This window comes from Hymenobacter mucosus, assembly GCF_900188255.1.
Taxonomy (GTDB): domain Bacteria; phylum Bacteroidota; class Bacteroidia; order Cytophagales; family Hymenobacteraceae; genus Hymenobacter; species Hymenobacter mucosus.
The window spans coordinates 75,859-90,660 of record NZ_FZNS01000013.1 but is presented as its reverse complement, the minus strand read 5'-3'; the positions used below and the strand labels follow the sequence as shown (position 1 = coordinate 90,660).

Here is a 14,802-nt window from a genome sequence, read left to right as displayed (position 1 = left end):
GGCTCAAATTGTTCTTCCCCGGCCTCTCTACTGTCCTTCCCAACCGTCATGCCCGTTCTTTCATCGTTTGCTGCCCGCTGTGTGGGCGTATGTGGCCTAAGCCTCTTGCTGAGTAAGCCTGGCCTGGCTCAGCAGGAAGTACCCACCCAGCGCCTGGGCCTAGTGCCCTTGCCCCGCGAAGTAAAAGCCTACGCTGCTACTTATTCCTTGCCGCAAACGGTGCGCGTATTTGCTACCACCCCCGACGCGCGCAACGTGGCTACGCTGCTGCGCGGGCTGTTGGCCCCGCTCGGCAAAACGGTGGCGCTAACCACCACCAGCCAGGACGCTCACATCCGGCTGCGCACGGCCACCATGGCCAACCCCGAGGGCTACCAACTGGTAGTTGATAAAACGGGCGTGGGCATCACGGCCGCTACCGGAGCCGGGTTGCTCTACGGCAGCCAGACGTTTCTGCAACTGCTCCCCGTGCAGTCAGCAGCTACCACACCGGTACCCTACGTGCGCATCACCGACCAACCCGCGTTCCGGTGGCGGGGGGGTATGCTCGACGTTTGCCGGCACTTCTTCCCGGTAGCGTTTGTGAAGCGCTACATTGATTTTCTGGCGGCCTATAAGCTCAACACCTTTCACTGGCATCTTACTGATGACCAGGGCTGGCGCATCGAAATCAAGCGGTATCCGAAGCTAACCCAAATCAGTGCCTTCCGCAAGGAAACCCTGCTGGGAGCCCAACAGACCTTTAAAACGCCCGCCGATTTCAAGTACGATGGCCAACCCTACGGCGGCTTCTACACTCAAGAGCAAATTAAGGAAGTAGTAGCCTATGCTCAGCAGCGCTACATCACCATTGTACCCGAAATAGAAATGCCGGGGCACTCCGTGGCCATTCTAGCGGCCTACCCCGAGCTGGCCTGCAAGCCCGGCCCCTACGAAACCTGGACTCAGTGGGGCGTGAACGAAGATATTGTGTGCCCGACGGAGCCCACGTTTCAGTTTTTCGAAAACGTCCTGACGGAAGTGGCCGCCCTGTTTCCGGGCAAGTACTTCCACATCGGCGGCGATGAAGCGCCGAAAGCACGCTGGAAGGAGAGTGCGGCGGTACAGGAAATCATGAAGCGCGAGAACATCACGGATGTAGAGAAGGTGCAAGGCTGGTTTAACCGCCGCATTGAGGCCTTTTTGACTTCAAAAGGAAAGAAGCTCATCGGCTGGGACGAAATTCTGGAAGGCGGCATTGCCCCTACGGCCACCGTAATGAGTTGGCGGGGCGAGCAAGGTGGTATTGAGGCCGCCAAGCGCGGCAACGACGTGGTGATGACGCCCGCCGGATTCCTCTACCTTGATGCCGGCCAGAACCCCGTGCCGCACAGCCCCCACGAGCCGCTCATGATTGGGGGCTACGTGCCACTGGCGAAGGTATACGGCTACAACCCTTTGCCCAAGGAGCTAACCCCCGAGCAGCAGCAGCACATCCTGGGGTCCCAGGCCAACTTGTGGACGGAGTACATTACCACTCCTGAAAAAGCAGAGTACATGCTATTTCCGCGCCTGCTGGCCGTGTCTGAAGTAGCCTGGACACCCGCCGCCCAAAAAAACTACGCCGATTTTCTACCCCGCTTGGGCAAGCAGTTTGCCCGCCTAGATCAGCATAAGATCAACTACCGGGTGCCTGAGCCCCTTGGCCTGGATGCGGCCAGCATGGTCAAGCAAGATGGGAAAGCCGTTTTTACGCTCCGCTCCGTAGTGCCCGGAGCCCAAATCCGCTACACCCTCGACGGCAAGCTGCCCGACGAAACCACGGAGCTGTATACCAAGCCCATCACCGTACCGCTAAATCGCCAGCTTACCGTGCGCGCCATCACCATTGCCCCCAACGGACGAAAAAGCCCCCCGGCAGAGGTGGTTGTGAATTGATTTTAGGATACCCAGGATAGAAGTTGACAAGCACTTTCGTACTCGTTAAGAATGATGCTGGTGTGGTTTAGGCTGCGTAGGAGCTTCTTATGCGGCAACGCGTTCGGCTTGAATACATTACGTCGTCTGTATGATTACTGGCACTATGCCAACTGCGGTTTTCGGCATCATTTCCCCCATAGACTACTCCCGTCCGTTACCATGCAATGGCTAGCTTCCTGTCGGTGGTGGCTGGTATGGTGCCTGGTGTGCATAGGAAACGGGATATCCTGCTTGGCCAAGCCCGTCCGCTTGTCTGAGGCAGCTACCATTAGCTTGATAACCTGCGCGCCAGGCACTGAAACCTACGCCTTATTTGGTCATTCGGCCCTGCGCGTAGCGGATCCAGTACGGGGCCTAGACCAGGTTTACAACTACGGAACTTTCAATTTTCAAACGTCGCATTTTTACTGGCGCTTCCTGCGGGGCGATTTGCGCTATTTTCTATCTGTAGTACCCTTCAGGAACTTCCAACGAGCCTACGAGCAAGAAGGCCGGGCCGTATCGGAGCAAGTGCTGGCCTTAGAGCCCCGGGAGGTGCAACGGGCATACTCGCACCTGGAAAGTACCTTACACTCTCCGGCTAAGTACTATCAATACCAGTTTTTTGCGGATAATTGCTCCACTCGCCTCTTCGAAGTACTCAATGCCAGTGTAGATACTCCACTACGTCTGGATTCATCCCAAGTAAGCCCTGCTGCTACGTACCGTCAGCTGTTAGTATCTTACCTGCGGCCCGCTCCATGGGTGAAACTGGGTATGAACATCGGTTTAGGCTGGCCTGCTGATCGAGCTACGCACTTCCGCCAGCGCCTCTTCCTACCCTTGGAACTACAGCGCGCCCTGGCAAAAGCTACTCGAAAAGGTCGGCCATTCGTAGCCCGGCAGCACCAAGTAGTAACGGCCAGCAGCCGTACCGCTTCCCACGCCGCCTTTGCCCCAATGGGGCTACTTCTAGGCTGGATGGCGTGGAGCTTACTTATGTGGCGATGGACTCATTGCCCTACCTGGCTGCGTCGCCTTCATGTGCAAGTACTATTCGGTGCTACTGCATTGCTTGGCGGCTTACTTACTGCACTTAGCTTAGCCTCCTTGCATACACCCGTGCAAGCTAACTATCAGCTGCTATGGCTACTGCCAAGCCACCTAGTGCTGGTTGCGCGCCCGTGTTCCTGGTGGCGTACCTATATAGTCATTTCTTTAGCCCTACTTATAATCGGCAGCTTACTAACCCTTGTAACAGGATACGTGCAACTGCTACCAGAAGTGGGAGCCCTACTCGCCTTATTGGCAGGCAACCTACTATGGCTACGTACTTGGGGCAAAGGCTCAAAGCAGGAAGGCACCAACGGTTGGGAGGATTCCTTCAGCGTAGTACATAACACCGGGTAGCTTACTAGCTATAGAGCTACTATCTGTGATAGAAAAGACTTGTTGACTATAGTAAAATAGGTGCAGAGCTACACTGCCGTAGTTTGCAGCATACGTGCGCCTCTACCTTTAGAAGCACTTGCATAAGGCAGCGGGTGTGCAAGTTTTATCATTGTGCTTGCCCTTGGGGTAGTTTTCCGGAGGCACAAGCAGACCCGGAATTCATTGGCGCGTCAATCGTGATAAGCGCATTTTACTTGCTAATCACTACCCCACGTACGGCATCAACGGCTAAGCTTTTCTTCCCAGAAAAATTATAAATTATTGATTATAAGATCAAATTGACTATGTTAGCCCATACTTCTAATTTTTGTTAGAAGTGTAATATAGTTCACTATTCACCTTTACTGTTTATCCATGAATAAAGCTTTACTCATGAGTCCCATACTCATGGTTGGTCTGTTGCAGCAGGCCGTAGCACAGAATCGTCAAATTTCCGGGCGGGTTACTGATCGTAGCACAGGGCAAGGCCTTCCTGGGGTAACGGTTCTAGTGAAGGGAACTACTACTGGTGCCACCACCAACTCCGATGGAGCTTACCTTATCAATGTCCCTACCGACGCTGCTACCTTAACTTTTAGCTCTATTGGGTACGTCAACCTTGAGCGAGCAGTAGGCTCTGCTGCTACCATCGATGTAGCGCTGGCAGCTGATACCAAGCAGCTTGGGGAGGTAGTAGTTTCGGCGCTTGGCCTGGAACAAAGACGTGATGAACAAGGCACCGCAACTTCTCGCGTAAGCGGTAATGCCGTGACCCAATCGGGAGAAACGAGCGTTATCACCGGTTTGGCTGGTAAAGCCTCCGGGGTACAAATTACCCGCTCTAGCGGTGACCCAGGGGCTGGCGCTTACATCCAGATTCGAGGACAGAACACCATCACCGGTAACGTTCAGCCTTTGATAGTAGTTGATGGCACACCCATTAGCAATTCTACCTTAGGTGGTGGAGTAGACGGCGTAACGCAGCAGTCGCGCTTGAACGACATCAACCCCAATGATATTGCTTCCATTCAGGTTCTAAAAGGAGCCTCCGCGGCTGCTTTGTGGGGCTCCAGAGCTGCTAGTGGGGTACTTATTATTACCACCAAAAAAGGTAGTACGGCTGCCGGGAAGCTTAGCGTAACATATGGTGCTACCTACTCACTAGATAAGATTTCTTATCAGCACGACTTGCAGCAATCGTATGGACGTGGCTCAGGCGGGGTAGCAGCCATCGGTACAACCAACCCAACTACTGGCTTCACAGGCACCAACAACAACGCTAACTCCTGGGGAGACAAGCTTTCCTCACGGGCCGGCGGACCAGATGATGTAAATACGACCGGCGCTTACTTTCAGGCTGCTGATGGTACCCGGTATTATCCTGTTACCAAAAAGAATGACCGCACTTCCTACCTAGACAAAAACTTTGATGGAGTATTCCAGACGGGTCATTTCCTAGAGAATAACCTAAGCCTCAGTGCTGGTGATAAGGATGGGAATATTTTTATTAGTCTCTCCGACCTTAATCAAGAAGGCATTATTCGCCAAGGGAGTGACTACCGTCGCTCCACGGCGCGGGTGAATGCAGAAAAGCGCTTCAACAATATTGTGCGCTTAGGAGGCAACTTCACTTATTCAAAGATTAACTCCAACCGCATACAGCAAGGCTCCAACACGTCAGGGCTCTACTTAGGTTTTCTTCGCCAAGCCCCTGATTTCGACCAGGAAGATTTTATTGGCACGTACTTCGACGCCTCTGGAGCTCCTTTTTTGAACCGACAACGCTCTTACCGTCGCCAACTCGGGGAAACGGCTAGCCCTGCTTACAATAACGCGCTGTGGACCACCCGCGAGCAGAAAAACCCAAACGAGGTAGACCGCTTCCTGGGCACCGTAGAATTGGGGCTAGATCCGCGTCCGTGGTTAAACTTCACTGCGCGGGTAGGTGCCGATGCATATACCGATTACCGCACTAGCTTTTTCCCGAAAAACTCAGCGCAGAACAATGCCAACGGGGAGGCGACGGAACAAACTATCACCGAGACTCAATACAATGCCGACTTCTTTGGGCGGGCCTCTCACTCCTTTGGCGCCAAGTTCAGCGGTAACATCTTGGCTGGTATCAATTTTAACCAACGCCGATTCCAAAACCTGGGAGCTACGTATCGTAACTTTATCTTAGATGAGCGGCAAGGGCAGAGTTACTTCAACAACTCTACAAATGCCAACCGGATTGCTTTTGACAGCGAATCGAAGCGTCGTAACTCACGCGGCTATGCTACAATAGGGCTTGTTTTCAACGAGCAACTATTCTTGAATGGCACCGCCGCAGCGGAGGCTGCTTCTACGTTCGGCCCCCAGACAGAAAGCTTATTCTTCTATCCATCGGTCGATGTTGCCTGGCAGTTTACCAAGCTGGGACTACTGTCTGAGAACAGAATCCTGAGTTTTGGCAAGCTGCGTGCAGCCTACGGAGAGGTAGGGGTTGAGCCGGGCGTATACGTGGTAAATGACATTTACCAAGCCGCTAGCTTCACAGAGAGCTATGGCCCTTTCCTGGATGCGTCGGCCTACGCCGGTAGTTTCGCTCGCAATGATGTTCGGCGTAATCCTTTTCTAAAGCCAGAACGGAAACGCGAAGCAGAACTAGGCCTTGATCTACGCTTTATCCAAGACAGAATTAGCCTGAGTGGCACCTACTATCAAACTAAAACCGTCGATGCCATCTTCGATGTGCCAGTTGCCACTTCCTCAGGGTATTACCAGGAAACTAGCAATGCTGGTACCATCCAGAACAAAGGCATTGAAATAGATCTGGGAGCAGATATCATCAAAACCGACAACTTTGTCTGGAACGTAGGCGGCAACTGGACGCGCAATCGGAACAAGGTGCTTTCCTTAGCGGGAACGGAGTCACTGTTCCTGGCTGGCTTCACCGGAGTTTCCTCCCGCGCCGTAGAAGGCCAGCCGCTGGGCGTGCTTTGGGGTGGGCGCTACGAGCGTAACGAGGATGGCACCATTGTAACTGACACGGATGGCTTCCCGGTAAACGCCGACACCGAAGGCATTATTGGTGACCCAAATCCTAAGTGGCGCTCAGGGTTAAACACCACGCTGTCTTACAAAGGCTTGCGCTTGTTCGCCCTCCTTGAAACCTCTTTTGGTGGAGATATCTGGGCGGGTACGGAAGGGGTACTGCGTACGTTCGGCACGTCTAAGTTTACGGATGTAGAAACTACTCTTTCTGCCGTTGATGCAGCCGCTATCAAAACCTACACTGGTCAGACGGTTGCTCAAGCTTATCGGCCAAACAGTGATGGTAGCTATACTTTCCGGGGGCGGGTAGATCGTTTCGGCAATGGCCCTCAGGTTGCCCTTGATGAAAGCTGGTACACCACGGATGGTGGCGGATTTGGGGTAAATGGCGAGCAGTTCATTCAGGATGCTACCTGGACGCGTTTGCGGGAGCTAACACTGGGATACACTCTGCGCTCTGAGAAATTCCGTAGCCTGACCCGGCTGAGCAATATAGAGTTGACGCTGACAGGTCGTAATCTGTTGCTCTTCACCAAGGAGTTCAAAGGAGTTGACCCTGAAACCAACCTAACGGGCCCTACAAACGGTCGGGGCCTGGAATACTTTAATAACCCTGGCACCCGTTCCTTCCTGATCGGTCTGCGTGTAACGTATTAATTGCCTTATCTCTCGATGAAAAAGTCTTTAAAATATATTTCTGCAGCAGTAGTAGCTGTTATGTTAGGTGCCTGCCAAGATTTCGTTGAAGATCTTGACGTCGACCCAAACAGCCCAGCTTCGGCGGATGCTACCAACACTATTCAAGGAGTAATGTTGGCCGACATAGTTTTTCATGAAGGTGATGTATCGCGCACCACAGGCATGTGGGCTGGTCAGTTCACAGGTTCTGACCGCCAGTATCTGAGTACTGATATTTACAGCGTAACAGCCGGCACGTTCGATGACTTGTGGGCTACTGCGTATGTTGGTACAATCACGCAGGCTCGTTTAACTGAAGCTACGGCGGAGGCTGGTTTCAACTTGAAACTGAAAGGCGTTGCTCAGATTCTGGAAGCTCACGCCGCGGGCACTACTACCTCCTTGTGGGGGGATATCCCGTTCCGGGAGGCGGGACAACGCGCTACTTTTCCTTCGCCGAAATATGACCCGCAGGCACAGGTATATGCTGATGTGCAGGCATTGCTAGACGACGCCATTAAGAACTTGGCAGCCGGAGGCGTCATCCCAGCTACCCAGGATATCTTCTATGCGGGGAACGCAACGAAATGGACTGCCTTGGCTTACAGCTTGAAAGCACGCTACTACCTGCACACGAAAGAGTATGCGGCAGCAAAGGCTGCCGCAGCCAGAGGAATTTCGTTGGCAGCTAACGACTTCGTAGCGCCCCATGCGAATCTATCCGGAGCTCAAAACCTCTACTACCAGTTCTTGGGGAACCGTAATGGGTATCTCACTGGTGATAATGCCTATGCGCCCAAGCTGCTTGACCCCGCGCAGAAGAGCTTGATTGCGAATAACCGCAACAATGCAAAGACGGACGAAGGAGCACGCTTCTCTTATTTTTATGAGCCTGCCTCTACCCCAGCTGCTGCGGATTACGAGTTACGACAAGGACTAACGGCAACGGCAAAGGAATTCTCTGATCCTGATGCTTCCTTCCCACTGGTTACGTATTCCGAAACGCAGCTTATCATAGCCGAAACCAGTGCACGGACTGGTACTCCTGTTGATGCCTTAGCTGCTCTCAATAGACACCGTGCGGCACTCGCCGTAGCCTACCCAACTGGTAAGTACGAGCCCCTGCTGCTCTCAGACATTGCGGGCGGTGACTTGCTAAAGGAAATTCTAACGGAGCGATACGTGACCCTTATCGGACAAGCCGAGGCATTTACGGATGCTCGTCGGACGAATAACATTGTTGGAATACCCATAAAAGGAACGGGAAATACTACTCTACCACAGCGTTTCCTATATCCTCAGTCGGAGGTAAACGCCAACGCCAATGTTCCGAACCCGATTCCTGGGCTTTTTGTGAAGACGCCTGTCAACAATTAGGCAACCGTCTTCGGTCTAGGTAAGAGAGCCTGGGTCGTGGCGCTACCTATAAGCCGTAAGTATAGAGAACCCGCTTAGCCGTAGCTGAGCGGGTTCTCTATTATAGAGGATTCTGTGCTCAATGTTTACCTGAGAAGAAGGAACAAATAACACCATACATCCTTATAAGCCGCGGGAGCATCAGCATGCAACTTCCCATAGCACCTTATAGCTGACTAGCTCCAGCCCAAACAGCTATAAGGGGCTGTTCGCAACTGGTACGCCCAACTTATGCTACCCGGCATGCGTTTACCGTCGGTGAAGCCGAGCAACTCTCCGCGTCGGCACACACCGACTTACGACTAGGTCCGACCCAACGGGCAACTTCACCGCCTACCAGCGGCTACTTCCCTCGTATCTTCGTGGTTCACTGGCCCCTGCCTCTCGCCGCCGATTTTCATGTCTGATGTTTCCCTTCTGGCACCTAGTGCCTTACCTGCGCCTTTTCTGCCTGCGCTGCTCGACATGCTCTCTAACGGGGTATTGTACTACCTACCCCTACGGGATGCAACTGGGACCATCGTTGATTTTCGTTTCGGCTACTTCAACTCTGCGGCCCAGCAGTTGCTGACGCTGCCCGCCGAGCCCGCAACAACGTATCTGGAACAGTGGCCTGGGGCAACTGATTCTGGGACTTTCGCTTTTCTGCGCGACGCCATCTTATCGGATACCCCAACTCACCGCAATGAGTTCTACCCAATAGAAGACCGCACTATTTGCCTGCGCGTTCAAGCCCGCCGCCTAGATGCTGGTTTGCTAGTCACCTTCACTGAATGCCATGAGCAGTCTAGTGCGCTAGCCGAAGAAACCTTGCGCCAGAGCCGCACCCGCGAACAAGAGGCTCGTGCCGAAGCAGAGCGCCAGCGGGGAGAACTACAACGAGTGTTTGAGCAGGCGCCAGTAGCCATTGCCGTATACCGCGGCCCCACACATATCATCGAGTTTGCCAATACCAGCACCTACGCCATTTGGGGGCGGCCCTACAAAAAAGGCTTAGGAAAACCCTTGCTTGAGTTGCTACCCGAAATAACAGGGCAGGGCTTCGATGAGCTTCTGGACCAGGTTCGCACTACCGAGGAGCCCTACCGGGGCTACAGCATGCCCTCCCAAATTCAGCGGAACGGCCAACTTGAAACCGTTTATTGGGACTTCGTCTACGTACCTATGTACGACGCCGATGGCACTGCATACGGGGTGCTGACGGTAGCTATGGAGGTCACCGAGCAAGTACTGACCCGCCAACTGGCGGAAGAGAAAGAGCGGCAGACCAACTACCTCAATGAGGAGTTGCAAGCTGCCAACGAGGAAATTCTGGCGAACAACCAAGAGCTGGAGCGCACGCAGGCAGAACTTCGCCTGCTCAACGAGGACCTGGAGGCCCGAGTGCTGGAACGCACGTATGAGCTACGCCACGCCCAGGCTAACGAACGAATAGCTCAGCAGCAGGCAGAAGCACAGCATCAACTTTTGCACCGTGTCTTCGAGCAGTCGCCGATTGCGCTTTGCGTGATGCGCGGCCCCACTCACATCATAGATGTGGTGAATCCGCTAGCGGCAAGAATCATTGGGCACCCGCGCAAGCAGCTCCTGGGCCAGCCCTACGCAGATGCGGTGGCGAAAGGCCCAGCGCAAGAGTCCCTGAATTTGCTTCAGCAAGTGTGGAAAAGCGGCGAGGCTATTACACTCCAAGACTACGCTATTCGCTTAAGTAACTCTCCGAGCGAGAAAGTAGGGTACTATAATCTAGTGTACCAGCCTTTACGGGATGATCAGGGCCAGGTCGCCAGCATTGCCTGCGTAGCCATCAACGTGACCAGCCAGGTTATTGCCCGCGAGCAGGTACAGAGCCTAAACGAGGAACTGGCGGCCATTAATGAGGAATTGCAGGTAACGAATGAGGAGCTGAACGACACCAACACCCGCCTGCTGCGCACCAACGCTGACTTGGATAACTTCATCTACACCGCTTCTCACGACTTAAAGGCGCCCATTACCAACATTGAAGGTCTGCTACGACTGCTCGAAGATCTGTTGCCGGCTTCCGTGCGGGGTGATGAGCTACTTATGCCCGTGCTGACGCGCATGCAGGAATCCATTGAACGCTTTACGCGCACCATTGCCCACCTCACCGACGTGAACAAGCTGCAACTTGAGTTTGCTCATCCTGCCGCCACCACCGCCTTGTTCCCTGTCCTGAACGATGTACAACAGGATTTGCAGCCCCTTTTCGCCCAGACTGGCGGGGAAATGAGTATTGATGTGGACGGCTGCCGCACTCTGTTTATCTCCGAAAAAAACCTTCGCTCAGTACTTTACAACTTGGTGAGCAACGCCCTCAAGTACCGGCACCCAGCCCGCCCGCCCCACGTGCGCATCAGTTGCCGGCGCGAAGATGGCCGTAGTATACTGCAAGTAGAAGACAATGGCATGGGCCTGACGCCGCGCCAGCAAGGCAAACTGTTTCAACTTTTTGAGCGCCTGCACACCCACGTTGAAGGTACCGGCGTGGGCTTGTATATGGTCAAGAAAATGGTGGAAAATGCGGGTGGCACTATTATCGTGCAAAGTCAGGAAAACCAAGGCACCTCCTTCATAATGTCCTTCCCGCGGTAGGCAGCGCCGTAACTCTGCGCTAGCCCCGCCGTACCATCCGCACCTGCCTCTTATTTAGGGGTGCTATTTACATGCCACAGCTTTCGAGCATTCTCTTGGTGGACGACGACGCCACCACTAACTTTTTAAATCAAGCCCTTATCACGCGCATGGGCGTTGTACAGCACACGCTAGTTGCTGAAAACGGTGCTGAAGCCCTACAGATACTGGCCCAGACGTGCGTAGCCCCGAGTGCTAGCTGCCCGAACCTCATTTTGCTGGATATGAAAATGCCCATCATGAACGGCATCGAGTTTCTGGAGGCATACACCCAATTGCCTTTTGAGCAGCAGCAAAGCATTATAATCGTGATGCTTACTACCTCCTTGTTGTCGCAAGATCTGGAGCGGGTGCAGCAGTTGCCCGTGGCCGACGTCCTGAACAAACCCCTCACCAAGGAGAAGGTGCAAGGCCTCCTGGAAAAGTACTTTTGAGCGGCCTCGGGAGTACTTAGCTCATAGATGCGGCGCCAGCGTGACTTCGGCTGCGTGGGCTTAGGGTAGAATGCGGACAACGCGGACGGGACAGGCGCGTTATACCCTTGTCGGTGCTTGATGGGCAATGCGTGTTGCATTGCTCTTTGCTCACTGGCTGCTTCCTGCTACTTGCCCATGAAAGCTACCCCCTCACCCCAACAACTAAAGCACGAAAAACAGCTGGCTGCCGAAGCGGCTTTACGGTGGGTTCGGAGTGGGATGCTTTTGGGCCTGGGGAGTGGGAGTACTGCCGCCCTTTTTATCTCCCAGCTGGGAGCGGCAGTTCGCGCTGGTCAGTACCAAATTCAGGCCGTAGCTACTTCCCTGGCAAGTGAAGCACTAGCCCGCGAAGCCGGGATTCCGCTGGTAGAGCCCCGGCGGGGTATGCGCCTAGACTTAACCGTAGACGGCGCCGACGAACTGAATACCGAATTGCAACTCGTGAAAGGCGGCGGTGGAGCTCTCCTGCGCGAAAAAGTACTAGCCACGGCCGCCGACTACCTGCTTATTCTAGCAGACAGCACCAAGCTCGTGCCCCAGCTGGGGCGCTTCCCTTTGCCCTTGGAAGTGGTACCCTTTGCCTTACCCTGGATTTTGGATGCGGTGGCAGAGTTAGAGGGCAAGCCCGTGGTACGCATGAGCCGGCAGCAGCCCACGGAGCCCGCCCGCACCGACCAAGGCAACCTGCTAGTAGATTGCCACTTCCAATCTATTCCCGATGCGACAAGCTTAGCTCGTCACCTCCAACAGATTCCGGGATTGGTAGAACACGGCTTGTTCTTAGGCTTGGCTCGCGCGGCGCTAGTAGCGCAGGGAGAGCAGGTGCTGGTATACACGCCGGGCGCAGAGCCCCAATCCCTCCCCGGTTTTAGCGCGTTTCCGTAGTTGGCTGATTTTACTGCCTACCCGCCGGCAGTAGCGAAGCGGCGGCATCGTCGAGAAACCAGTGTAGCTGTCCGGAGGTGGGCGCAATTAGCTGAGCCGGGAACTGTGCTATATCCTGCTCGCCTGCTACTACGTGTTGCACTGCCACGGCCTTGTCGGCTCCGTACACCAGAAACGCCACCACTTGGGCCTGGTTTAGCAATGGGGCCGTTAGGGTGATGCGGTACGCCTGCTTTTCCTCCACGTACACTTCCCGGGCACCTGCTACTGACTCCGCAAGAACGGGGGTGTGAGGAAACAATGACGCGGTGTGGGAGTTGTCGCCCAGCCCTAGCAACACCAAGTCAAACCGAGCCTCACGTTGGCCGAAGAACTCGGTGATGCTTTGGGAGTAGCGTTGCGCTGCTTCTGCCGGGGCTAGTGCCGTATCCACCGCAAATACCTGCGTTGGAGCAATACCTAGCGGACCAAGTAGCGCTTCGTGGGCCATGCGGTAGTTGCTCTCGGTATCCGTGGGTGGCACGTTACGCTCATCACCGAAAAAGAAGAACACCTCCTCCCACTGTACGCGGCTGCGGTACGCGGGAGAGGCCAGCAACTCGTATAGTTTCTTAGGCGAGCTGCCGCCAGACAATGCTACCGAAAATGTGCCGTGCCCAGCAATAGCGCGCGTTGCTAGTTCCACGAAGAAGTCGGCTAGTTGCTGCAGGACTTCCTCCGGCGTCGGGAATACGTGCAGGGTGGGAACGTTATTTCTTGCCATTGTTGAGGGGTAGCGTAAACCAATGGTATCCGTCGCGGGCAATTAGGGCTTCGGCCAGTTCAGGGCCCCAGGAATCGGCCGAGTAGTTGGGGAAGCTCTGGCTGGTTCTACCCTGCCAGGCGTTCAGAATGGGCATAATCAAGTCCCAAGCCGCCTCTACCTGGTCGCCGCGCATGAACAGGGTTTGGTCGCCTAGCATGGTATCCAGCAGCAGAGTTTCGTAGGCTTCCGGGGCCTCCGTGGTATAGGTACCCTTGTAGTCGAAAACCATGTCTACGGTGTTCAACATCAAGTCCAGGCCAGGGCGCTTAGCTTGCACTTGCAAGCGAATACTCATTTCGGGCTGAATGCTGATGATAAGCCGATTCTGCTGCCAGTTTTCCGCCGTTTCGGGTGGAAAAATGCAGTGGGGCACGTCCTTGAACTGAATGGTGATGACTGAGGACGAGCGGTGCAGGCGCTTGCCAGTGCGCAGGTAGAAAGGCACGCCCTGCCAGCGCCAGTTGTCCACGAAAAACTTGACGGCCGCAAAGGTTTCCGCGTTGGAAGTGGGGTTGGCTCCGGGCTCTTCCCGGTAGCCAGGCACCTGCTGGCCCTCAATCCAGCCCGAGCCATACTGGCCCCGTACGGTTGATTCGCGCACGTCCTCGGGTGAAAACCGGCGCATGGCGCGCAGCACATCTACTTTGCGGTTGCGCACATCGTCGGCCGTGAAGTTGATGGGCGGCTCCATCGCCACCAAGCATAGGAGTTGCAGCAGGTGATTTTGAATCATGTCGCGCAGGGCGCCGGCCCCATCGTAATACCCACTTCGCTCGCCCACTCCTAGCTGCTCGGTCACGGAAATTTGCACGTGCTCGATGTAGTTACGGTTCCAGAGTGGCTCGAACAGAGCATTGGCAAAGCGGAAAGCCATGATATTCTGCACGGTTTCCTTGCCCAAGTAGTGGTCGATGCGGTAAATCTGCTGCTCACTAAAATTGCGGGCCAGCAACTGGTTTAGCTCCCGCGACGACTCCAAATCGTGCCCAAACGGCTTTTCAATAACAATGCGCGTGCGCTCCGGATCGGCCGCCAACCCATTGTGAGCAATATTTTCGGCAATAATGGGGAAGAACTCCGGCGCTACCGCCAAGTAGTAGATGACGTTGACGGGCGTGCCCCATTCCTGCTGGTAAGCCTTGATGCGCTTGTCAAACTGTTGATAGGCCGCCGCATCCTTCACGTCGGCGGCTTGGTAGACCACGTGCTCAGCAAACGGCTTCCAGCTCTCAGCGTTGGCCTTGCCACTGCGCGAAAACTGGTTGATACCGTCCAGAATACGGCCGCGGAAATCGTCGTCGGAAAGAGCCGTGCGCCCAGTGCCAATAATGGCAAACTGCTCGGGCAGCCAGCCTTCCAGAAACAGGTTGTAAAGCGCCGGGGCTAGTTTGCGGGCATTCAAATCTCCGGTGCCACCGAATATAACGAAGATGGTAGGCTGTGCTTGCGAGGTAAGGCTCATGCGGAGGTCGTCGCGTAAGTGAA

Annotated in this window: 9 protein-coding genes; 7 read left to right on the top strand and 2 right to left on the bottom strand. The window is 54.6% G+C overall.

All coding sequences use genetic code 11. The annotated features are described in order from the left end of the window. Positions 1-48 precede the first annotated feature (48 nt). The 7 genes from CHB83_RS20715 to rpiA all read left to right on the top strand — a co-directional run bounded on the left by CHB83_RS20715 (position 49) and on the right by rpiA (position 12,512). On the top strand, positions 49-1,917 hold the full coding sequence (locus tag CHB83_RS20715; protein WP_089334085.1) for a beta-N-acetylhexosaminidase: 1,869 nt from the start codon (positions 49-51) through the stop codon (positions 1,915-1,917). 273 nt (positions 1,918-2,190) lie between these two features. After that, complete coding sequence (locus CHB83_RS20710; protein ID WP_179225589.1) at positions 2,191-3,348, top strand: Lnb N-terminal periplasmic domain-containing protein; 1,158 nt, start codon at positions 2,191-2,193, stop codon at positions 3,346-3,348. Between the two features lie 414 nt (positions 3,349-3,762). Next, positions 3,763-7,062 (top strand): SusC/RagA family TonB-linked outer membrane protein, encoded by a 3,300-nt coding sequence (locus tag CHB83_RS20705; RefSeq protein ID WP_245855398.1) that lies wholly within the window; start codon positions 3,763-3,765, stop codon positions 7,060-7,062. Between the two features lie 15 nt (positions 7,063-7,077). Beyond that, positions 7,078-8,460, top strand: a complete 1,383-nt coding sequence (locus CHB83_RS20700; protein WP_089334082.1) for a SusD/RagB family nutrient-binding outer membrane lipoprotein — start codon at positions 7,078-7,080, stop codon at positions 8,458-8,460. 438 nt (positions 8,461-8,898) lie between these two features. Next, entirely contained in the window at positions 8,899-11,112 is a 2,214-nt protein-coding gene (locus CHB83_RS20695) for a PAS domain-containing protein (RefSeq protein WP_089334081.1), read from the top strand. A 71-nt stretch (positions 11,113-11,183) separates the two neighbouring features. Next, positions 11,184-11,585 carry a response regulator gene (locus CHB83_RS20690; RefSeq protein ID WP_045689314.1) on the top strand — a complete coding sequence of 134 codons (402 nt, stop codon included), beginning with the start codon at positions 11,184-11,186 and terminating at the stop codon, positions 11,583-11,585. Between the two features lie 177 nt (positions 11,586-11,762). Next, a complete protein-coding gene (gene rpiA, locus CHB83_RS20685; protein WP_089334080.1) occupies positions 11,763-12,512 on the top strand; it encodes a ribose-5-phosphate isomerase RpiA in 750 nt (249 codons plus the stop codon). A gap of 10 nt (positions 12,513-12,522) precedes the next feature. Here the strand turns inward: rpiA and pgl are convergent, their stop codons facing one another. Together pgl and zwf are read right to left on the bottom strand one after the other, a co-directional pair. Next, on the bottom strand, positions 12,523-13,275 hold the full coding sequence (pgl, locus tag CHB83_RS20680; RefSeq protein WP_089334079.1) for a 6-phosphogluconolactonase: 753 nt from the start codon (positions 13,273-13,275) through the stop codon (positions 12,523-12,525). Continuing rightward, positions 13,262-14,779, bottom strand: a complete 1,518-nt coding sequence (gene zwf, locus CHB83_RS20675) for a glucose-6-phosphate dehydrogenase (protein WP_045689316.1) — start codon at positions 14,777-14,779, stop codon at positions 13,262-13,264. Before zwf ends, pgl begins: the two co-directional genes overlap by 14 nt. Positions 14,780-14,802: the final 23 nt, after the last annotated feature.

Coding starts and splice junctions, on each gene's coding strand:
- CHB83_RS20715 (WP_089334085.1), top strand. CDS start 49: ATGCCCGTTCTTTCATCGTTTGCTGCCCGCTGTGTGGGCGTATGTGGC.
- CHB83_RS20705 (WP_245855398.1), top strand. CDS start 3,763: ATGAGTCCCATACTCATGGTTGGTCTGTTGCAGCAGGCCGTAGCACAG.
- CHB83_RS20700 (WP_089334082.1), top strand. CDS start 7,078: ATGAAAAAGTCTTTAAAATATATTTCTGCAGCAGTAGTAGCTGTTATG.
- CHB83_RS20695 (WP_089334081.1), top strand. CDS start 8,899: ATGTCTGATGTTTCCCTTCTGGCACCTAGTGCCTTACCTGCGCCTTTT.
- CHB83_RS20690 (WP_045689314.1), top strand. CDS start 11,184: ATGCCACAGCTTTCGAGCATTCTCTTGGTGGACGACGACGCCACCACT.
- rpiA (WP_089334080.1), top strand. CDS start 11,763: ATGAAAGCTACCCCCTCACCCCAACAACTAAAGCACGAAAAACAGCTG.
- pgl (WP_089334079.1), bottom strand. CDS start 13,275: ATGGCAAGAAATAACGTTCCCACCCTGCACGTATTCCCGACGCCGGAG.
- zwf (WP_045689316.1), bottom strand. CDS start 14,779: ATGAGCCTTACCTCGCAAGCACAGCCTACCATCTTCGTTATATTCGGT.